Annotated in this window: 11 protein-coding genes; 1 reads left to right on the top strand and 10 read right to left on the bottom strand. The window is 61.9% G+C overall.

Translation table 11 applies throughout. From position 1 onward, the window contains the following. The 10 genes from ACZ1G8_RS04685 to ACZ1G8_RS04640 all read right to left on the bottom strand — a co-directional run bounded on the left by ACZ1G8_RS04685 (position 1) and on the right by ACZ1G8_RS04640 (position 9,194). Complete coding sequence (locus tag ACZ1G8_RS04685) at positions 1 to 1,002, bottom strand: type II secretion system F family protein (protein WP_472680634.1); 1,002 nt, start codon at positions 1,000 to 1,002, stop codon at positions 1 to 3. Between the two features lie 2 nt (positions 1,003 to 1,004). Continuing rightward, positions 1,005 to 2,387, bottom strand: coding sequence for a CpaF family protein (locus ACZ1G8_RS04680; protein ID WP_472680633.1), 1,383 nt, complete (start codon positions 2,385 to 2,387; stop codon positions 1,005 to 1,007). Between the two features lies 1 nt (position 2,388). Next, the gene (locus ACZ1G8_RS04675) at positions 2,389 to 3,576 is read right to left on the bottom strand and encodes an AAA family ATPase (RefSeq protein WP_472680632.1); all 1,188 of its coding nucleotides are present in this window, start codon (positions 3,574 to 3,576) and stop codon (positions 2,389 to 2,391) included. 11 nt (positions 3,577 to 3,587) lie between these two features. Further along, entirely contained in the window at positions 3,588 to 4,187 is a 600-nt protein-coding gene (locus ACZ1G8_RS04670; RefSeq protein ID WP_472680631.1) for a TadE/TadG family type IV pilus assembly protein, read from the bottom strand. Further along, positions 4,184 to 4,678: a TadE/TadG family type IV pilus assembly protein gene (locus ACZ1G8_RS04665; RefSeq protein ID WP_472680629.1), complete on the bottom strand. Its 495-nt coding sequence runs from the start codon at positions 4,676 to 4,678 to the stop codon at positions 4,184 to 4,186. The genes ACZ1G8_RS04670 and ACZ1G8_RS04665 overlap by 4 nt, the downstream gene beginning before the upstream one ends. Then, positions 4,675 to 6,237 (bottom strand): TadE/TadG family type IV pilus assembly protein, encoded by a 1,563-nt coding sequence (locus ACZ1G8_RS04660; protein WP_472680627.1) that lies wholly within the window; start codon positions 6,235 to 6,237, stop codon positions 4,675 to 4,677. The genes ACZ1G8_RS04665 and ACZ1G8_RS04660 overlap by 4 nt, the downstream gene beginning before the upstream one ends. 12 nt (positions 6,238 to 6,249) lie before the next feature. Beyond that, on the bottom strand, positions 6,250 to 6,534 hold the full coding sequence (locus ACZ1G8_RS04655) for a hypothetical protein (protein WP_472680626.1): 285 nt from the start codon (positions 6,532 to 6,534) through the stop codon (positions 6,250 to 6,252). Beyond that, positions 6,524 to 7,954, bottom strand: a complete 1,431-nt coding sequence (locus ACZ1G8_RS04650) for a type II and III secretion system protein family protein (RefSeq protein WP_472680625.1) — start codon at positions 7,952 to 7,954, stop codon at positions 6,524 to 6,526. The genes ACZ1G8_RS04655 and ACZ1G8_RS04650 overlap by 11 nt, the downstream gene beginning before the upstream one ends. Position 7,955: 1 nt before the next feature. After that, positions 7,956 to 8,873 (bottom strand): Flp pilus assembly protein CpaB, encoded by a 918-nt coding sequence (gene cpaB, locus ACZ1G8_RS04645; RefSeq protein WP_472680623.1) that lies wholly within the window; start codon positions 8,871 to 8,873, stop codon positions 7,956 to 7,958. Between the two features lie 135 nt (positions 8,874 to 9,008). Then, positions 9,009 to 9,194, bottom strand: coding sequence for a Flp family type IVb pilin (locus ACZ1G8_RS04640; protein ID WP_472680622.1), 186 nt, complete (start codon positions 9,192 to 9,194; stop codon positions 9,009 to 9,011). A 1,012-nt stretch (positions 9,195 to 10,206) separates the two neighbouring features. Here ACZ1G8_RS04640 and ACZ1G8_RS04635 point away from each other — a divergent pair. After that, positions 10,207 to 22,080 carry a DUF5801 repeats-in-toxin domain-containing protein gene (locus tag ACZ1G8_RS04635; protein WP_472680621.1) on the top strand — a complete coding sequence of 3,958 codons (11,874 nt, stop codon included), beginning with the start codon at positions 10,207 to 10,209 and terminating at the stop codon, positions 22,078 to 22,080. The last annotated feature ends 9 nt before the right edge of the window (positions 22,081 to 22,089 follow it).

Raw genomic sequence — 22,089 nt, 5'->3', positions numbered from 1 at the left:
TCAGACCTTAATATCCACCATCTTGCGGATGATGATGACCCCGATGATGTAAAGGATCGTCAGTGTGATCGAGCCGATTATGAAGATTGGATCCTCGATCACGTTTAGATAGAATTCGGGGCTCACGAGGAAGGTGGTGACAAAAGCGAAGACTGGCAGGATCGTCAGCATCCAGCCGGTCATGCGACCTTCGGAACTCAGCGAGCGAACTTTCATGAACATGGAAGCGCGAGCGCGAATGACCTCGGCAAGATTTTCGAGGATCTCGGCGAGGTTGCCGCCAGTCTCGCTCTGGACTGCCAGCGAAACTACGAACATGCGCATGTCTTCGAGATCCCAGCGTTCCGCCATGGCGTGCAGTGCCGTGACAAGGTCGGACCCGTAGGTAACCTCATCTGCCACAATCCCGAACTCTGTGCCGATCGGGTCTTCCATCTCGTTAGTGAGAAGTTCGATAGCCGATGCGACCGGGTGCCCCGAGCGCAGAGCGCGCACGAAAATGTCGAGCGCTACCGGAAACTGCTTTTCGACCTTCTTCCGCCTCGATGCAGCGATGCGCTGGAGCACTAGGAACGGGAGGACGAAGGCGAGCGCGACCGCAACCAAGAGAGCCAACCAGATGACGCCGAAACCGATGGAAGCGCCGAAGCCGGCCGCAACGAGGATCACCAGGATGAAAACAGAAAGTCCTGCTATGCCCATGATCGCCGCAAGCGTGCTCGTATTGTAGGGAACAGCCGAGGCAAAGACTGCACGCTGGAAGCTCTCTATGATCCCGCGGAGGATCGGCGGTAGTTGCGTTTGCTTCTTCGGGCTGTTTTTAAGCAGCTGCTCGACGAGCTTGTCACGGTCGGCCCCGGACTGGATCATCGACATGCGTCGATTGATTGCAGACGAATGCGAGCGCTTCTGTGCCGCCGCACGCGCAAAGAACTGCGCGGTCAGGAAGACGGCCAGGAAGACCGCCACGAGGAACAGGACGCGGATAGCAATCGCGGTCATGGTCAGCTGATCCTCAGGTCCGGGCGGAACAGGTCGGTCGGCAGGCTGATGCCATGCGCTTCGGCGTCCTGCAGGAACTTGGGACGGATACCGGTGGCCTCAAAGTGGCCTAGTACCGTTCCGTCGTCCTCGCGGCCCGTCATCTTGAAGCGGAAGATTTCCTGCATCGTGATGGTGTCGCCTTCCATGCCGGTCAGCTCCGAGAGGCTCTTCACCTTGCGTCGACCGTCAGAAAGGCGACCGACCTGCACAACCACATTCAGGGCCGAGGCGATCTGCGCACGCGAGGACATCGAGGTGATTTCGATGCCACTCATGCCAATCATCTGCTCGACACGGCTGAGCGCGTCGCGCGGCGTGTTGGCGTGAACCGTGGTCATCGAACCGTCGTGGCCTGTGTTCATGGCCTGCAGCATGTCGAAGGCTTCACCTGCGCGGACCTCGCCGACGATGATGCGGTCAGGGCGCATACGCAGCGCGTTCTTCACGAGGTCGCGCTGGGTGACCTCGCCCGTACCTTCGATGTTCGGCGGACGGGTTTCGAGACGAGCCACGTGTGCCTGCTGGAGCTGAAGTTCGGCTGAGTCCTCGATCGTGACGATGCGCTCTTTTTCATCGATGAAGGTCGACATGGCGTTCAGCAGCGTCGTCTTACCAGAGCCGGTACCGCCCGAGATCAGTACGTTGCGACGCGAGGCGACGATCGCCCCGAGCACCTGGGCCATCTCTTCAGGGATCGAGCCGAGACCGATCATCTTCTCGATGCTGATCGGCTGCTTGGCGAACTTACGGATCGAGAGCAGCGAACCGTCGATCGCCAGCGGCGCGACGATCGCGTTGACGCGTGAACCGTCGGCGAGACGGGCATCGACGAAGGGCGAGCTTTCATCGACGCGGCGGCCGACGGCGCTCACGATCTTCTGGATCACGCGCATCAGGTGCTTTTCGTCCTGGAAACGGGTGGGGACGCTTTCGAGTTGGCCGCGGCGCTCGACGAAAACCGTCTTGTAGCCATTGACCAGGATATCGGTGATGGTCTCATCCTGCAGCAGCGGCTCGAGCGGGCCGAGGCCGAGCAGTTCGTCGACCACTTCCTGAATCAGGTTTTCGCGTTCCTGGCGGTTGAGCGGGAATTCGTGATCGGTGACCAGCTCGGGCATGATGCCGGCGATCTGGCTCTTGAGCTGTTCGACTGGCGTCTTGTCGAGCATCCCGAGGTTAAGGCGGTCGAGCAGCGCCTTGTGAATTTCGACCTTGAGGTCGAGCATTGCTTCGCGCTGCTGGTCCTTCTCTCCGAAGAGGATCCTCTCCTGCTCGTCAGCGCTCGGAACATGGATGATTTCCTGGTCCTCAGCGACGGCAGCGGAAGTCTTCACCTTCCACATGTCATTCCTCCCCTTCGACCATATCGATCAAAATTTCAGCGAGCCTGGCGATATCTTCAGAGAAGCGGCTCTTGCGCTGGATCCTGCGGGCGAGCACGCCCTGTGCCTGGGCCTGCTCGACCAGTTGCTGGTCGGAAGTCACGCGCGCGGACACGGTATGGCCGAGGGCATCTTCGATCCCGCGAAGGTCTACCTTCTTGAACAGGCCAGTAGCGGTGTTGTTGAGCGCGATCGCCACACGTCCAGGACGATAGTCCAGATCCTGAAGCAATCGCAGTTTGCGCTTCACCTGACGCAATGCGTTGATCGAGCTTTCGCCGACCAGCACGACTGCGTCGGAAGCGAGCAATACCGCCATTGCCCAATTCGTAAGTGCGCCGGGCATGTCGAAAACGACAACGTCGTAACGCCGGCGGGCCTGCGCGATGACTTCCTGAAGCTTGGAGAGCTCGATCTCCTCGATCGGCTGGATGTCGGCCGGCGCTGCAATGATATCGCAGGCAGGCGTTGCTTCTGTGGCGACAGCGCGCATGAGTTCGTCATCGAGGCGCTTGCCGGCTTCGACGAGGTCGGTCAGCGTGAGGCGCGACTGGCGATCAAAGTAGGAAGCGACATCACCGCTCTGCAGGTCGAGATCGATAACGCAGGCACGGCAGCTCTCACCCATCTCACGCGCAAGAGCGTCCGCAAGATGCGTTGCGATCGTGGTCGCGCCGGCGCCACCGTGGGCCTTCTGCACCGCGAAAACCGGAGCTGGCTCGACCTCGGTCTCGACCAGCGTGTCGCCGAGCTCGCGCTCGACTTCCAGAACGGCGGTGAAGAGGTCATCGACTGTGAAAGGCATTGCGACAACATCGCCGATGCCCTTGCGCAGCAACATGCGCGTAATATTCAGATCGACCTGTGGGATCGCTGCGATGACCGGGAGGTTCGGACGCATTTCGCGCAGTGCATCGAGGCGAGCGATCGAACGGCGATCTCCGGGATCCACTTCGACGACGGCGATGTGCGCCTGAGAGCCCCACTCTTGCGGCAGAGCATCGTAAGGCTCGACTTCAACCAGCGAAACGGTATCGGCCAGGGATTCAAGGTTGCCCAGTTCTGCTGCACGCGCGAACACGAACACCTTTTGCGGAATCCCGGCTGCTTTGTCGTTCGCCACTTTGAAGATACTTTCGAAACTTGTCATGTTCTTGCCGTTCAATTCGATACTGTTCCTTCGCCATCCTCAGCGGTCAGCGAGTAAGCGAAGTCCGGGAGATCTACCGAACCGATGAGGATTCCGTAGAGCGGACGATGATCTAGATTGATTAGGCGAACCGTTATTATTGGAGCCACGTCGGGCCCGTTGGGATCTCCGGCGTAGCCGAGCCCCGACCAACTGTACTCGACCTCGACATTTGCCGGCTCGATGTTGTGTTTGAACCTCTGCATACGCGAAACGATGGCATTAAAGGCAGCCGTGTTGGCGGTTGTGCCAAAATTGCACGTTCCGTTGCAGGTGCATCCCGTGCTCCTGCAGGTGACACCGGGGAACGCGCTTTGCGGAACTACCGTACCCTGCGAAATCCCTCCCTGCGAAGCAAAGCTGTAGCTGGCGAGGCCCGACGGAATGAAGTCGGTCGTAACCGCGCGACGAGCGCCGATCTGTGTCGCCTTTTCGCCCTGATTCAAGGCCCATGCGTAGTAGCCGATGTCCATGATGCCGAGCAGGAAGAGGATCAGGATCGGCAGCATGAGGGCGAATTCCGCCGCCATTGCGCCGGCCGTGTTGCGGATAAAGGCTTTGATGGCTCTCATATTCCGTTCACCACTGCTTCTGAACTCGCCTGCACGAGGGCCGTGGTCTCGACCAAGCCGAGTGCGCCGAAGAAAGAATTGTATCCTGTCGATGCCGAGACGAGGACGATCGGAGCACCTGTCGAGCTGCCCTTGAAGATGCCGACATTGGCATAAGTGGCGTCGCATCTGTATGTCACGGTGATGTCGTCTAGGGCGAGGCCGCGGACGCGGGGATTGGTACCGGTAAGAGTTCCTGTGCGCGTGACCTGGCGGATGTTTGCGACTGCCGTCGCGTCGGCGGTCCCGCCGCACGGGAAGGCATCGAAGCCGAGACGTCCAGCATAACGTGAGCCTTCGCGAACGGCCTTGATGATCTGTTGTTCGGTGTAGAAGTAGTGACCGGCCTCGAACCCGCCGAACGCCAAGAGCAGAAGCAGCGGAATCATGAGCGCCATCTCTGTTGCTGCAGCGCCGCGCGTGTCGCGAAGAAAGATACCGAACTTGCTCATTCGATCAGATACGGGACATCCTTGCGGATCTCCTGTCCTTGGTTGGCCCCTCCGCCGAGAGTGGTTTCGCCTATGATCTCGACATAGACGTCGCTTGCTTCAGTAGTGAGGTTCGAACCGCTGCCGCGGCGAGCCGAAGGTTCGACGAGGAAGACGTCGACGAATTTCTCTATGGTCGCATCGGTCGTGTTGGAGCCAACGCCTTCGGCGATGCAATTGATCACCGCGATGCTCAACACGCGGCGGTCGGGAGTCGACGCAGGTGCAACGCCCGGGCCATGGCACAGAGGAGATCGCTGGGTCCGATAGCCGCCTGTGACATTCACATTCGTGAGCTGCGATCCGCCAGCGGCTGCTTGATCATACTCCCAGCGATATTGCTGGTAACGCGTCGGCGTCGAACGTCCGGATAGTTCTGCGTAGCCGTAGTTCGACCAGCTCGTCGGCATGCTGCCAAGACCATTCGTGCCATAGTAGGCAGTACGGTCCCAATTGCCGTCGCCCATGGGGCCCAGCGTGCATGATCCCAGCTGGCTGACCGCATGACACTTGTCGCGCGGGAAGCCCATGGGATCGAGTGGCGTCCATTCCGCCGTTGTAAGGTCATTGACGGGCGATGTCGGACGGTAGGGGTTGGGACCTACCTGGAAACCGCTGTTGCCGATCGAGCATTGGCCGCCCCTTTGCAGCAGGTCGATGCGTGCATTCGCCGGCGGCGGACAGAGCCCGTTGTTGGAACCGCAAGCGTTGTTGAGTCCGTTTGCGAATACACCCACGCGCGTGTTGAGTGCATCAAGCACGCTGACCTGAAGGCCCGGCTTCACATCCGCGCCGTCGATTTGGACGCAATCGCCCGGTGGGTCGACGCGCCCTAGGGTTTGTGCTGTCGCGCTCGCGCCGCTACCGGCATTGGTTTCGAGATAGCCGAAGACACCGGGGCCGTAGAGCCCGCCTTGGTCGTTGGCGATCAGGCGCACCCCGTGTCCGACATAATTGGCTGTGTTGAATTCCGGGTCGGAAGCTTCCTGCGGGTTGCACATCATCACCGGCGGGACCTTGCAGATGGCAGAACCCAGTCCGGCAAAGGCAATTCCGTCGAGATCGCCCGATGTCAGTCGGCCCGTAATCGGCAGGAAGGCGTAGTCGACTTCGCGCGCGTCGACGATGACTTCGACGTAATTTGCGTTTTCATCGGAGGTCGCGGCAGTGGTCTTTGCCTTGTCCTGGTAGAAGCGGATCTGGCCCGTGGCATCGCAAGTCGCTTCAGCACCGACGGTTACGAACCGGCTGTCGGATGCAAGGACCACGACGTTCGTCAGCATGGAAGATGCAGCCTGCGAAGCGCGCGAACAGGCACCGGTCTTTCCGTCGAGTTGGCTGGCGGCTGCCAACGCTGCCTGGTCGGCACCGTTCTGCAATTCGCTGTCCATGCCCATGACGCGGGCATAGTCGAAGGCGACACCAGCAAAGGCCACGAGTGGAATCAGCGCAAGCGCGTAGGTGGCCGCAACCGCCCCGTTCTCGTCCGCCCAGAAGTGCTTACTGTGTGTCGCCCTCATTTTTCATCGTCCTTACTGCGGGCCGCCGTCGGTGGTCTTGATGCGTTCAGGCTGTTCGACCGTTCCTGCGCGATAATTGTCAGCCGCGCGTACTGCATTCGATGCTGACGTCGGCGGGATCGGCGTGTCGTATTCCGGCGACGGGTCGATGACCTGTGCGGCCATCGTGGCGCGATTGGCATCGCCCCAGGTCGGATCGGACGGTGTCAGGTCGACACGGCCGTCATTATTCACACAAGCCGTCGCCGCGAGCAGGGCTGCGCCGGCAATCAGGATGCGGGTGCGCTCAATAGTCATAGTCTGCCCCCTCGGTTGCATTTGCAGGTACTTCGCCGGTGATCGGCTCGAGCGGGCGCGGCTTGTGGGCCTCGCCGTCGAGAAGCAGTACATCTGCCTCGCTCGGGTCGTAGATCCGGTCCGTAGGCAGGCGAACCTGCTCGGGCTTGATCGGTGCGACCAGTCGCGGCGTCACGATGATCAGCAGTTCGGTCTCACCCTTCTGGAAAGAAGAAGAGCGGAACAGCGCGCCGATGATCGGGATCGAACCCAAAAGCGGGACCTGGTTGACCGTGGTCTTGAAGTCCTGCTGCAGAAGGCCCGCAATGGCGAAGCTTTCGCCGTCACGCAGTTCGAGCACGGTGCTCGCTCTGCGCGTTTGCAGGCCAGGGATCTCCAATCCGCTCAGTCGGATCGAAGCCGTCGGATCGATCGACGACACTTCCGGTTCGACGATCAGATTGATGACCCGATCCGACAGCACCGTTGGAGTGAAGCCCAGGCTGACGCCGAATGGCTTAAACTCAACCGTGAACGCATTGTTGCGATCGCTGTCGGTACCGCCGCCGCTTTGAACGACCGGAATCGGGAACTCGCCGCCGGCGAGGAACGACGCACGTTCACCCGACAGCGCAACCAAGGTCGGTTCCGCGAGCGTCTTGGCGAGCCCCTTCTCTTCGAGTGCCGTCAAGGTGGCATCGATGTCGAGGCCGGAACCAAGCACGTCGCCGAAGATGTTACGCAGCACGCCGAAAGAGCCTGTAACGGGATCTAGGCTAACGCCGTTGGGAATCGTCCCAGCACCGTCGCCTATTGCACCGACGAAGTTGTCGTTGTTGTTCAGGAAGCTGCGTACGCCCAGGTCCTTGCCGATCGAGCGTGAGACCTCGGCGAACCTGACCTCCAGCATGACCTGCTGACTCCCGCCCAAGGTCATGAGGTTCACGATCTTGTCTTCGGGCGCGTATGCACGAGCGAGCTGCACGGCCCGGTCTGCAACGCCTGCATCGCTTACAGTCCCTGAAAGGACGATGGCGCCATTCGAGACCCGCGTTTCCACAGGCTGACCGGGAATAAGCTGAGTCATCTGTTCGCGAAGACCAGCGACATCGGGCCCGACCGAAATGTCCATCACCGCGATGACGCGGTTCGAACGGTCGTAAAGGGTAAGCGAGGTGGTGCCCACTTCCTTGCCGAGTACATAGACCGAGTTGGACGAAACCGGGAGGATGTCCGCGATTGCGTCATTGCCGATCATGGCGCGATCAATCGTGGTGTCAGCGGTGAGCACCTGGCTCTTGTTGACTGCGATTTCGACCGTGCCGGCATGCATCGACATGCCGTCGTGGCTTTGGACCTGCGCTTGTGCGGAGACCGGTGCCAGGGTGGTCCCGGCAAGAGCCAGCGCGAGCGCGGCGAGCGGCTTGGTATACTTAGCCATCTTAACGCTCCACTTCGTAGGTTTCGGCTTCAGTGCCGCGGATGATGCTCATCGTGGGCCCGCGCGGACGACGCGGCGCGGTGGTCTGCGCACCGGCGGTACGTGCCGTGGCGAGATTGATAACTTGCGAGGCGCCGCCTGCATTGCGGATGCCCGGATTGTCGCCGCCGCGGCCGTAGATCCGGCGGTTGCCGCCGCCCAGGTCGGTTACGACAACCGTCTCGGTGCCGCCGACAGTCTGGTTCTCGACGTTGCGGAGCGCCAGGGTGAAGGAGCCGACCTCGCGAGCCAGAGCGAGTTTCTGCGCGCCGAACAAATCGGTCTGCAGCGTTACGGTCTGGCTGATGACCGGCTGGGTCTGGGTTTCGTCCGCGATGAGGTCTGCCGCGAGGACTTGCACGTTCTCGAGCACGACGGTTGTCATCTTGTCGGTCGTTTGGGCACCGTCGCCAGGGATCTGGCGGGTCAAGAGCACGTCGACGACATCGCCAGGCCGGACGAACCCGCCGACGCCGGCGACATTGTTCACCGGGATCGCGACTGCGCGCATGTCTTCGGGGAGATTGGATGCGAGCGTGGCGCGTCCGTCGTTACCGCTGACCTTGCTGGCCAGGATCGGTTCGCCCACGGTGATCGGGCGAAGCGCCACACGGCCACCGTTCACCGCTTCCTGAATACTGGTGAATGCGCCCGCCGGAACCGAACTTGCAGGCCAGTTGACCAGCCTCAGATTGGTCTCGGTAAGCGGCTGTCCGAATGCGACATCCTGTGTCGCGACAGCGATGCGAGCCATGCGCAGCTCTTCCGCGCGGCGTTCTTCGCGCTGTTCGGCGCTGCTGAAATAGGCATTGGCAAGGTATACGGCAAACAGGCCGGCCACAATCGCGATGCCTAGGATTATAAGATTACGCCCCCGCATCTTACTTCCCCCTTTGATTTACGAGACGATCAATTGACGCCTCTGATTCCCGTATACATCAAATTAAACGTTCGTTGCATTGTAAAAAACCGCCCCCGGCCCGGAATGGGACGAGGGCGGTTAATTGTGTCGCAATTAGCAGCCGGTGGTGACTGCAGCGTTACACGTACCCACGGCGGTGGTCGCACCGTCGATCGCGGTGTCGATTGCGCCGCCGAGCAGGAAAGCTGCACCAGCGATGCCAGCGCCAACAACGGCGAGGATCAGAGCGTATTCGGCAGCCGAAGCGCCCGATTCGTCACGAAGAAATGCCTTGAACATAGTATTTACCCCAAGTCTAATTTGAGACGTCCCCCCTTGGGGAATGTCCGTTCCAAGAAAAGGCCCCGGCATCTATTTCCGGATTGGCCGCTCGAAGGGGGTAGAGTTGGAACCGGCGCGGCCCGATTATTATATCCGGCCTTACGCCGGCTTCCGCACGCTGGCTCCCTTCGAAGCACTATTAAGTTCACTGAAACGAACCGAGCGGTCAACTTGCTTGAAACGGAATGACATTATCGCTTTAATTCAGGTAGATAAGAAGGGTGATTAGTTAAGCCCAATAGTTAATTGTATGAAACCGTCACTCTCATCTCAGACACGTTACGGGCAATTGAGCGATTCTTGCCTGGTGCGATTCGGCGAGCCTTAAATCAACCCATTGGAAAATGCCGATAAGAGCGGGAAGCTCCGACTTCGGGGGGCTTTAAGGCTCGGGTGCGGCCGTCGGCGAGCTGCAGGGTACGTGGGCGTTACACACGCGGCGTGCCCGCATCGATCCGCTGAAAGTCCGGGCCTCTTCACCTCCTGAAAGTCGTTAACGTTCTCAGAGCTTTCTTCGCTTCGGTCAGGTGGGGGAAGCTCATGACTTGAATCCGTGTCCCAAAATTGGACCTGGCATACTTATCTCGAAAAAACATGGCGTTAAGGCGTATTAAGTTGGCCCAAAAGGCGTAGTGCGAGAAATCAATAGAGTATCAAACCGTTAATTGGTTTGCATGCTGCGGCGAGTGGTGGTTTCATCCTATGCAACGGCTCATCCATACGCGGGCACGATTCGTCGGCGTGTGGAGACAATAAAAGTCGGGACGCGGACACTAGGGAAGATCGCCGGAGAGGTTGGGGCATGATGCCTGCTTCGCGATTTCAATCAGGCGCAGCAATCCGCGACTGACGCTTCCTTAAATGTCCGCACAAGGGGGGACCGAAAGTCCTTCCTGCCCGTCACAGGCAAGGACGTAAGACATGGACAACTTCGAGATCGCGCAACGAATTCTCCGATGCCCAGGAAGGCATGGAGAACTCCGAGGAGCAGGTAGCGGCCACCGCCGGTCGCCGCGATCTCGTCCTGCAGCCCGACGCGAACGGCGTCGTGATCCTGCCGGAAGGCGCTTCGCTCGATAACCTTCGCGCTGACGGTCGCGATCTCGTCCTCGTCCTCGAAGACGGAACCCGCATCGTCATTCCCGAAGGCGCGATCATCGTCCCGCAGATTGTCTTCGACGGCGTCACCATCCCGGCCGCCAACCTTGCCGCCCTCCTGACCGGCAACGAGCCGCAGCCTGCAGCGGGCAATCCGCAGAGCTCGGGCGGCAACTTCGAAATCGATCCCGGCGCGATCCAGGATGCTTTCGACCTCGGTGACCTCCTGCCCTACACGCAGCTTTTCTTCCCTGAGCCGGAAGAAAAGGAAGTCATTCCTTATAACGTGAACGAAGATCCCACGATCGTCGTCGAAACCCCGGACAATCCGGTCGGCGTCATCAACGCCGTTGCGACGGTCGACGAAGCGGGCCTTCCGGCACGCACCGTGGACGGCATCGACGAGACCGCGGGTACGCGTGACGAAACCGATGCGGAAACCGCAACCGGTACGATCGTGTTCGAAGCGCCCGACGGCGTCAGCGCGGTCCTGATCAACGGCGTTGAAATCACGGCCGTGGGCCAGAGCTTCGTCAGCGACGACGGCACGCTGACCATCACCAGCATCGATCTCGACAGTGGTGAAATCGGCTTCTCCTACACGCTGAACGACAACCTGGTCGATCGCGATGTCGACGGCTTCTTCACGATGACCGTCGTCGATGTCGATGGCGACAGCGCCGATGCGAGCCTGCTGATCCGGGTGATCGACGATGCGCCGATCGCCAATGACGACGTCGACAGCGTCGATGCCGGCACCTACGGCCCGATCGCCGGCAATGTGATGACCGGCGATGGCACCGACACCGGTGCTGCCGGCGCGGACGAAGAAGGCGCCGACGGCGCTTCGGTCACCGTCTTCAGCGGCACGGGCGGCTCGGGCTCTGCCGGCGATTCGATCGACGGCGACTACGGCACGCTGACCCTCGAAGCCGACGGCAGCTATACCTATACCCGTTTCGACGATGCGCCGGGCGGCGTCTCGGACGAATTCACCTACACGCTCACCGATGCCGACGGCAGCACGGCTACCGCCACGCTGACGATCGAGATCGGCGACAGCACACCTGAAATCACCCGCCTGCCGAGCGGCGATGCCGAAACGCTGGTGGACGAAGCGGGTCTGCCCGCACGTACCGGCGAATCGGAAGGCTCGGAAGAGCCCGCCGATAGCGAAACCGTTGCCGGCACGATCACCTTCGTCTCGCCCGACGGCGTCGACAGCGTCGAGATCAATGGCGTGGTCGTCACCGGCCCCGGCCAGACATTCGACGTGGGCGAAGGCACGCTGACGATCACGGGCTATGACCCGGTCGCCGGCACGATTACCTACGAGTACACGCTCGAGGACAACACCTCGGGCGACGACGTTTCCTATGACGTCGACCTGACTGTGACCGACCTCGATGGCGATACAGCCACCGGCACCTTCACCATCTCGGTCACCGACGACGTCCCGACGGCTAATGACGACAGCGCGACCCAGGATGTCGAAAACGATCCGGTCACCGTCGATGTTTTCGGCAACGACGTCCAGGGTGCCGATTCGGTCCAGCTCGACGCGATTGCACTGGTCGACGGCACGCTTACTGGCGCTGGCAGCGTTGCCTACAATGGCGACGGTACCTTCACCTACACGCCGGCAGCCGGTGAAGAGGGTGTCGTCACCTTCGACTACACCATCACCGATGGCGATGGCGACGTTTCGACGGCGACCGTCACGATCACCCTGCTGCCCGATTCCCCGCCCGAAATCGCGGTTGAGGGCGAAGACACGGTCTTCGAGGAAGCGCTTGGTAGCCGTCCCGGCGAACCGGCCGGTTCGAACGAAGCCAGCGACGGCGAATTCGCCGATGGCGTCATCAACATCTCGACCGGCGGCGATACCATTGCCTCGCTGGTCATCAACGGCGTGGACGTCACTGCAGGCGGCACTGTCACGACTGCCAGCGGCGTGCTGACCGTCACCGTCTCCGGCGGCGCCTACAGCTACAGCTACGAACTGACCGACAATACGCTGTCGGATCCGGACAGCGACAGCTTCACGCTGGTCGTCACCGACAGCGATGGCGACACCGCGCAGACGACGCTGGTTATCGGCATCGTCGACGACGCACCTTCGGCTGAAGACGATGCCAACGGCATCGCTGCAGGCGAATACGGTCCTGTCGGCGGCAATGTCCTCGACAACGATACTCAGGGCGCCGACGGCGCTCTGGTCACCGCCTACACCGGAGCAAACGGCTCGGGCGCAGCTGGCGACACCATCCAGGGTGAGTACGGCACGCTGACGATCGCAGCCGACGGCACCTACACCTACACCCGGAATCCGGGCACCGAAGGCGGTGTCACCGACACCTTCACCTACACGATCACCGATGGCGACGGCGATACCGCCACTGCAGATCTCGTGATCACCATCGCCGACAGCCCCGTCGTACTCGACCTCCCGGTCGCGGGCGGCGCAGGCACGCTGGTCGACGAAGCAGGCCTTCCGGCCGGTTCGGACGCTGCCAGCGACAGCGAGTTCACCGCCGGCACCTTCACTTATGACGCGGACGATGGCCCGGCGACGGTCACCATCGACGGCACGCCGGTCACCGCTGTCGGCCAGACCTTCACCGGCAGCTTCGGCACGCTCACGATCACTTCGATTGCGGACGGCGTCATCGGCTACAGCTACGAGCTGACCACCAACACCAGCGGCGACGACACCTTCGACAGCTTCGCCGTGGTCGTCACCGACCAGGACGGTGACAGCGACGCGGGCGATCTCGAAATCGCGATCGTCGACGACGTCCCGACCGCAGTGGCCGATACCGACAGCGTCACCGAGGACGGTCCGCTGACCGCCGACGGCAATGTCATCACCGATGCCGAGGCCAATGGCGACGACGGCGCGGATACGCAAGGTGCGGACGGCGCGATCGTCACCGGCGTCGCGTTCGGCGCGACCGACGGTGCCGTGGGCAGCTCGCTCGACGGCACATATGGCTCGCTCGTTCTCAACGCTGACGGCAGCTATACCTACACGCTCGACAACACGAATCCGCTCGTTCAGGGCCTCGACTCCACCGAGAGCCTGACCGAGGTCTTCACCTACACCATCACCGATGGCGACGGCGATCCCAGCACCACCACGCTGACGATCACCATTAATGGCGACGACGATATCGTGACCATTAACGGTCTCGATCTCCAGACGCCGGAACTGACCGTCGACGAAGACGATCTTGCCGACGGCTCCTCGCCCGATGCAGGCGCTCTGACGCAGGCCGGCAGCTTCACCGTGGACAGCCCGGACGGTCTCAGCGTCCTGACCGTTGGCGGCACCCAAATCTGGGGTAGCGGCGAAACCTATCCGATTACGATCACCGGCGACTATGGCACGGTCCGCATTACCGCCGTCGACGTAACGACCGATGCGAACGGCGATGTCGTCGCAGCAACCGTCTCCTACGAATACGTCCTCAGCGACAACACGCTCGACCACTCTGTTTCGGGTGAAGATTCGCTGGTCGACAGCTTCGATGTCGTCGCAACCGATACCGACGGTTCGAACGACACCGCCTCGCTCGACATTGCAGTGATCGACGACGTCCCGACCGCTCTCGACAACGAGAACACGGTCACCGAAGGCGCCGAAGTTTCGGGCAATGTCATCACCGACGACGACGGCTTCGGTGTCGACGTTCCCGGCGCAGACGGCCCGATCACCGTGGTTGGCGTCACCGGCAGCACCGGCGGCGACGATAGCGCACCCTTCGTGGTCACGACCGCGCTCGGCACGCTCACCGTCCAGGCCGACGGCAGCTACACCTACGAAAGCTTCGCGGACTCGACCAACGCCGACACCACCGACACCTTCACCTACCAGGTTGTCGATGCTGATGGGGATCTGTCGACCGCGACGCTTGTGATCAACATCGACAATGTCGGTGTCGAAGTGCTCGACGACGATGCAACCGTGAACGAGGCAGGCCTCGCCACGGGCAGCGATGCGGCCAGCGACAGCGAGATCGATGCCGACGGCCAGATCACCGCTCCGGGTGCAACCGGCACGCTGACCTTCACGCTGCTTTCGCCGGCCACCGGCACCTACGGTACGCTCACGCTCGACAGCGATACGGGCGAATACACCTACACGCTGACCAGCGCGGTCGATGGAGACTCGCTCGTGCCCAGCCAAGGCGGCGACAATGGCGCAAACACAGTGACCGGCGAAGAAAGCTTCGATTACGAAGTGCGTGACGAATTCGGCAACCTCGTCGGAACCGGCACGATCAGCGTCAACATCGTCGACGACGTACCCTCGATCGACGCTGCTTCGACCGACGGCGACGCGGTTACGCTGACCACGCAGGATGCGGATACGGTCGGCGGCACCGACACCGACGTATCGACTGCCGACTTCGGCGGCGCATTCACCGTCGTTTCGAGCGAATACGGCGCCGACGGCCCGGGCAGCATCGCCTGGGATTACAGCCTGGTGGTCGAGAACTCGGTTTCGAATCTGTCGAGCGACGGCGTTCCGATCGAACTGACCCTGGTCGGCGGTGTGGTCGAAGGCCGCGCTAACGGCACGCTCGTCTTCACCCTCGAAGTGAACGACGCGACCGGCGTCGTTACACTGACGCAGTATGAAGAAATCGACCACGCGCTTCCGGGTTCGAGCAGCAACTACGACGCGCAGCTCGCCGTTCTCGGCGACGGCCTTGTCACGCTGTCGGGCACTGCGACCATCACCGATGGTGACGGCGATACGGCCGACGAATCGGTCACGCTCGACCTCGGCGGAAACGTCCGCTTCGCAGACGATGGCCCGGCCATCGACGCTTCGGTCACCGATGGCGATGCGGTCACGCTGACGACCTTCGACGCCGACACTGTCGGCGGCACGGGTGTGGACACCTCGACCGCAGACTTCGGCGGCGCATTCTCGGTTGCCTCGAGCGACTACGGCGCTGACGGCGCAGGCAGCATTGCCTGGGATTACTCGCTGGTTATCGACAACGCGACCTCGGGCCTCACCAGCGATGGTGTTCCGGTCGAGCTGACCATGAACGGCGACGTGGTCGAAGGCCGCGCCAATGGCGTTCTCGTCTTCACCGTTGCAGTCGACGACACCACCGGCGTCGTGACGCTGACCCAGTACGAAGAGATCGACCACGATCTTCCGGGTGCCAGCTCGAACTACGACAGCCAGCTCGAAACGCTCGCCGACGGCGTGCTCTCGCTCTCGGGCACGGCTACGATCACCGATGGCGATGGCGACACGGCTGAAGAGACCGTTGTCCTCGACCTCGGCGGCAACATCCGCTTTGCCGACGACGGCCCGACCATCGACGCGGCAGTCACTGATGGTGACGCGGTCACGCTGACGACCTTCGATGCCGACACGGTTGGCGGCACCGGTGTCGACACCTCGACCGCAGACTTCGGCGGCGCGTTTTCGGTCGCGTCGAGCGACTATGGCGCCGACGGCGCAGGCAGCATTGCCTGGGATTACAGCCTCGTCATCGACAACGCGACCTCGGGTCTCACCAGCGATGGTGTTCCGGTCACGCTCTCGATGAACGGCGATGTGGTCGAAGGCCGTGCTAACGGCACGCTCGTCTTCACGGTTGCGATCGACGACACCACGGGTGTGGTGACGCTGACCCAGTACGAAGAGATCGACCACGATCTCCCGGGCGCTAGCTCGAACTACGACAGCCAGCTCGAAGCACTTGCCGACGGCGTGCTCTCGATCTCCGGCACGGCCACCATCACCGATGGCGATGGCGATACGGCCGAAGAGACCGTCGTTCTCGACCTCGGCGGCAACATCCGCTTCGCCGATGACGGCCCGACCATCGACGCTTCGGTCACCGATGGCGACACGGTCACTCTGACCACGCAGGATGCCGACACTGTCGGCGGTACCGACACCGACGTGTCAACCGCAGACTTCGGCGGTGTCTTCGCGGTCGACAGCAGCGACTACGGCGCAGACGGCGCAGGCTCGATCGCCTGGGATTACGGCCTCTCGGTCGTGAGCTCGGCTTCGGGTCTCACCAGCGACGGCGTTGCCATCGAGCTCTCGATGAACGGCGACGTGGTCGAAGGCCGCGCCAACGGCGTGCTCGTCTTCACTCTCGAGGTGAACGACACGACCGGCGTCGTGACGCTGACCCAGTACGAAGAGATCGATCACGATCTCCCGGGCTCGAGCAGCAATTACGACGCGCAGCTCGAAGTGCTCGGCACGGGCTTGGTCGAACTGACCGGCACCGCGACGATCACCGACGGCGACGGCGATACGGCCGAAGAAACCGTGGTCCTCGACCTCGGCGGCAACGTCCGCTTTGCCGACGATGGTCCGGCGATCGATGCTGCGGTCACCGATGGCGATGCGGTTACGCTGACGACCTTCGATGCAGAGACCGTCGGCGGCACCAGTGTCGACGTCTCGGTTGCCGACTTCGGCGGCGCGTTCTCGGTCGCTTCGAGCGACTACGGCGCTGACGGTGCAGGCAGCATCGCCTGGGATTACTCGCTGGTCATCGACAATGCGACTTCGGGTCTCACCAGCGATGGTGTTGCCGTGACGCTCTCGATGAACGGCGACGTGGTCGAAGGCCGTGCCAACGGCACGCTCGTCTTCACGGTCGCTATCGACGACACCACGGGTGTGGTCACGCTGACCCAGTATGAAGAGATCGATCACGATCTCCCGGGTTCGGACAGCAACTACGACAGCCAGCTCGAAGCACTCGCCGACGGCGTGCTCTCGATCTCGGGCACGGCGACGATCACCGACGGTGACGGCGACACGGCTGAAGAGACCGTCCTTCTCGACCTTGGCGGTAACATCCGCTTCGCAGACGACGGCCCGACCATTGACGCGGCAGTCACTGACGGTGACGCGGTCACGCTGACCACGCAGGACGGTGAAACCGAGGGCGCGGACTTCGATGCCGATGTCTCAACTGCCAACTTCGGCGGTGCCTTCTCGGTAGCCAGCTCCGATTACGGCGCCGATGGCGCTGGTTCTATCGCCTGGGAATTCTCGCTCTCGATCGTCGGATCTTCAGGCGTCGACAGTGGCCTCACCCAGAACGGCGTAGCGATCTACCTGTACGACGTGGCTGGTGAAATCATCGGCTCGACCCAAACGCCGGGTGGCGGTGTGATCGACGGAACCAACATCGTGTTCTCGCTCGATGTCGACGCCTCGACCGGCGAGGTCACCCTCGTCCAGTACCAGGAAATCGACCACAATCTCCCGGGCGACAGCAACAATTACGACGCACAGCTCGAAGTGCTCGGCACGGGCCTCGTTGAACTGACCGGCACGGCGACGATCACCGACGGTGACGGCGACACGGCTGAAGAGACCGTGGTCCTCGACCTTGGCGGCAACGTCCGCTTCGCCGATGACGGCCCGGCTATCGATGCCACGGTCACCGACGGCGACGTGATCACGCTGACCACGCAGGATGCCGACACCGAAGGCTTCGCCAGCGACACCGACGTATCGACGGCCAACTTCGGCGGTGCGTTCTCGATTGCCTCGAGCGACTTTGGCGCAGACGGCGCAGGCTCGATTGCCTGGGATTACTCGCTGGTCATCGACAATGCGACGTCGGGCCTGACCAGTGGCGGCGATCCGATCACGCTGGTCTTGAACGGTTCGGAAGTCGAAGGCTTTGCCAACGGCGTGCTGGCCTTCAGCGTCTCGGTCGATGCGTCGACCGGTGAAGTGACGTTGACGCAGTACGAGGCGATTGATCACGTTCTGCCGGGCGACAGCAGCAACTACGACAGCCAGCTGGCAGTGCTCGCCGACGGCGTGCTCTCGCTCTCGGGCACCGCGACCATCATCGATGGCGACGGCGATACGGCTGAAGAGACCGTCCTGCTCGATCTCGGGGGCAATATCCGCTTTGCCGATGATGGTCCTTCGGTTTCACCGAATAACACGGTCCTGCTCGACGACGATGCGCTTTCCGGCGGCAACGCCGGCGGCACAGGCGACGATGCTGACAGCGCGAACACCACCGGCACGCTCGGCCTCGACTTCGGTGCCGATGGTGCAGGTTCGGTCGCATTCGCGAACACCGGCGCTCCGGCAGGCTTCCAGTATGTCGCTTCGGGCAACGATATCCTGATCCAGCAGGACCAGGGCAGCGGTTTCGTCACGGTTATTACCGTGACACTCGACCCGACGACCGGCGACTATACGGTCACGCAGAACCTGCCGGTCCTGCATGCCGATGGTAACGACGAGAACAACCAGGCCTTCTCGCTGACCTACACCGTCACCGATGGCGACGGCGATACGGCCACCGGTTCGCTCTCGATCGACGTCGATGACGATACGCCTACGGCAGTCGACGCAAATTCGACCGGCACCGTCGACGAAGACGGGCTGGGCGGCAATCCGGGCGGCAACGGCGACGTGGCCGGCGAAGCAACCGTAGCCACTGGTTCGGTCACTTCGCTCTTCTCGGCAGGTGCGGACAGCCCGTTGACCTACGGCTTCGATGCGGCTTCGGTCATCACCTATCTCGAAAGCCTGGGCCTGCAGACCCACGGTAACGACCTGGTCTACGAGCTGAACGGCGATACGATCACGGCAACCACGCCGACCGCCACGATCTTCACCTTCACGCTTTCGGGCGACGGCAACTGGGAATTCGAGTTGCTATGCCCGATCGATCATCCCACTGCCGGGACTGAAGACGACATCGTGATCGACTTCGGTCCGCTGATCCAGGCAACCGACGCAGATGGCGACACTGTCGCGGCGACCGGTTCGGTTCTGATCACGGTCGACGATGACACGCCTGTTGCGGATCCAGACACCAATAGCCTCACCGAAGACACGGCTTCCGTCGGTGGCAACGTCATCACCGACGACTCGTTCGGCGGCGACATGGCTGGCAACCCGGCCGTGACGGCAGTCACCGGCTTCGGCGGCGCGGCAGGAACGATCGGTGGCACGACCACCGGCGAGTTCGGTACGCTGACGCTCAACGACGATGGTACCTACACTTACGCACTCAACACTGCGGCGGTGCAGTATCTCGACGACGGCGAGAGCGAGACCGACAGCTTCACCTACACGATTGTCGATGCCGATGGCGACACGAGCACCACCACGCTGGTGATCACCATCAATGGTGCGAACGATGGTCCGGAGGCTGAAGACGACACCAACTGGGTGCTCGACGTGACGACCGGTGCCGATCCGACGACTTCGGGCAATGTCCTTGAAGATATCGACCACCCGGGCGCTCCTGCCGGCACTTTCGCCGACGTTGCGGACACGGATGTCGACGGCGATATGCTGACTGTCACGGGTGTGACCGGCGGCACCGTCGGTAGCCCGCTGACGGGATCCTTCGGCTCTATCGTCATCAATTCGGACGGAACCTACACCTACACGCTCGACAGCAGCAACACGCTGGTGATTGCACTCGATGACCTCGAGACGGTGGAGGAGACCTTTACCTACACGGTAAGCGACGGCACCACGACCACCACTGCGACGGTAACGATCACCATCTTCGGTACGAATGACGCTCCGTTCGTTGCAGGCAGCGCTGTAGCCGTTTCGGAAGAAGGGTTCCTTGCCAACGGCAATCCCGACACCATCGGCATTCCCACAGACACCACAAATTCCGCCACGGCCTCCGGCCAGATCGGAATTTTTGACCCCGATGTTTCCGATACGCAGACGGGCTTCACAGTCGCAATGGCAGTTCCGGTCACACCAGGCCTGACTTCGAACGGCCTGCCGATCACTTGGCAGCTTTCGCCGGATGGCCAAGCTCTCGTCGGTTCGACCACTGAGGGAAATGTAATCCTTATCGGTATCGACGACACTGGCGCTTATACGGTCAGCCTCGTTCGTCCGATCGATCACGCCAATACCTCGGGCGAAGACGTGACTGACTTCAGCATCGACGTTTCGGTCAGCGATGGAACCGCCACCACGACGCTTGCTGACGGCATTACCGTGGTGATCGAGGACGACAGCCCGATCATCGGCTCCCTGACGCCGGCCAACGTCACCGTTGCCAACGCCCAGAATGCTACCGGCACGGGCACGTTCGACTATTCGCCGGGCGGCGACGGTCATGGCGAGTTCCACATCGCCTACACCGGTCCGGTGATCGACGGCCTCGACTACACGCTGACGCAGATCGACAGTGACAACGACGGGCAGAACGACGGTGCGATCCTGACGGCCTCGGCCAATGGCACCGACGTCTACACGCTCGAAGTCGATGTCGACGGCAATTATACCTACACACTGCTGGCGCCAGATACGGGCTCAAGCGAAACGATTTCGCTTTCCAACCTTTCGGCGGGCGGACCCGGCTTCCGTGAACTCGAGGATGATCCCACGACGGCTCTTAATGAAGCGGGCCGGATCGAATTCTCGTCGAACGGCAACGGTGTGAACGCGTCGACCCCGGGCTTCGGTGTCAGCAACCAATGGACCGATCCGGGTGAATTCTTCACGATGGAGTTCCATGAGCCGGGAACCGTAGGCAACGACGCTCCGCAAGTGGACGCCGATATCCTTACCGGCCTTTCGCTGACGGTTCAGCAGGTTCGCGGCGGTCCCACCGACTTCCGCTGGACGGTCACCCGTTACAACGACGACGGAACGGTCGCCGAGACGGAAACGGGTGTTCTTACGGTCAGCAGCGCGGGCGTCCTGGAAATCCCGGCGACGATCTCGTTCAGCGAACTGCGCCTCGAGAATATCGACAGCAGCGGCAGCGTCCGTTTCGATACCTCGGTCACAGTCGAACGTTCGATCCTCCCGCAGGACGTTACGCTCGACTTCGAAGTCAGCGCGACGGACAACGATGGCGACACCACCAGCGTGTCGACCCTCTCGGTCTTCGTCGATGCCGACCTCACGCTTGCTGCGCCGCTCGCGATCAAGAGCGACCTGCTGGTCCAGCCCGAACTGCTCGACTTCCAGCTGGCGAGCGACAGCACGGCTGCCACCGGCATGACCGGTCGCTCGATGGAAGGCTCGCGCATGATGGCCCGCGCCAACGAGGCAACGGCTATCGCGGCAAGCGCCGCTGCCTTCGCCATGCCGGCGATCGAAGCGGAGTTCTCGCAGGCCTATGGCGACATCGCTTCCGCGAATGATCTCATGGTTAATTTCGAGTTTGCTGCCGCCTCGATGATCGAGGCGCCGCAGCTTCCGGAAGCCTATGCAGCGCACTTCGGTGGCCGTGTCGAGATCGACGCCATGGAAGGCCAGGACATCGCGATGGCGAACATCCTCGACGATGCGGGTGCCTTCTCGGGCTCGCGGATCGAGGAAGCCATGGGGCTCGACCTCAACGCGGTCGACTATGCCGATCCGGCAGAAGTCTTCGCCGGTGTTCCGAGCGCATTCGAAGGCATCGCCATGGGCGATACCGGCAGTGCGATGGAAGCCCTGCTGATGCTCGAGGCGAGTGTGCCGCAGGATGCGGCTGGCAGCCTCGTCGAAGGCGGTTCCGCCTTCGAAGAAGCGGTGGCCGAACTCCACGCCGAAGCACAGGTCGATGCCGTGGTGGCGCACTTCGCCGCCAACGACATGGGATCGGACGAGAGCGGCATGCTCACCGTCCCGGTCGAGGGCCTGCTCGACGGCATGGTCGGCAACGGCAACCCGTTCCACGCCGTCGGCATCGTGCAGACGGACCAGGCAGATGAAGCCGCGCTGCTGGCAGCGACGGCATAAGATTGATAC

It is taken from the genome of Qipengyuania sp. BR81-2 (assembly GCF_055693895.1).
This window is presented reverse-complemented; position numbering and strand designations above follow the sequence as displayed.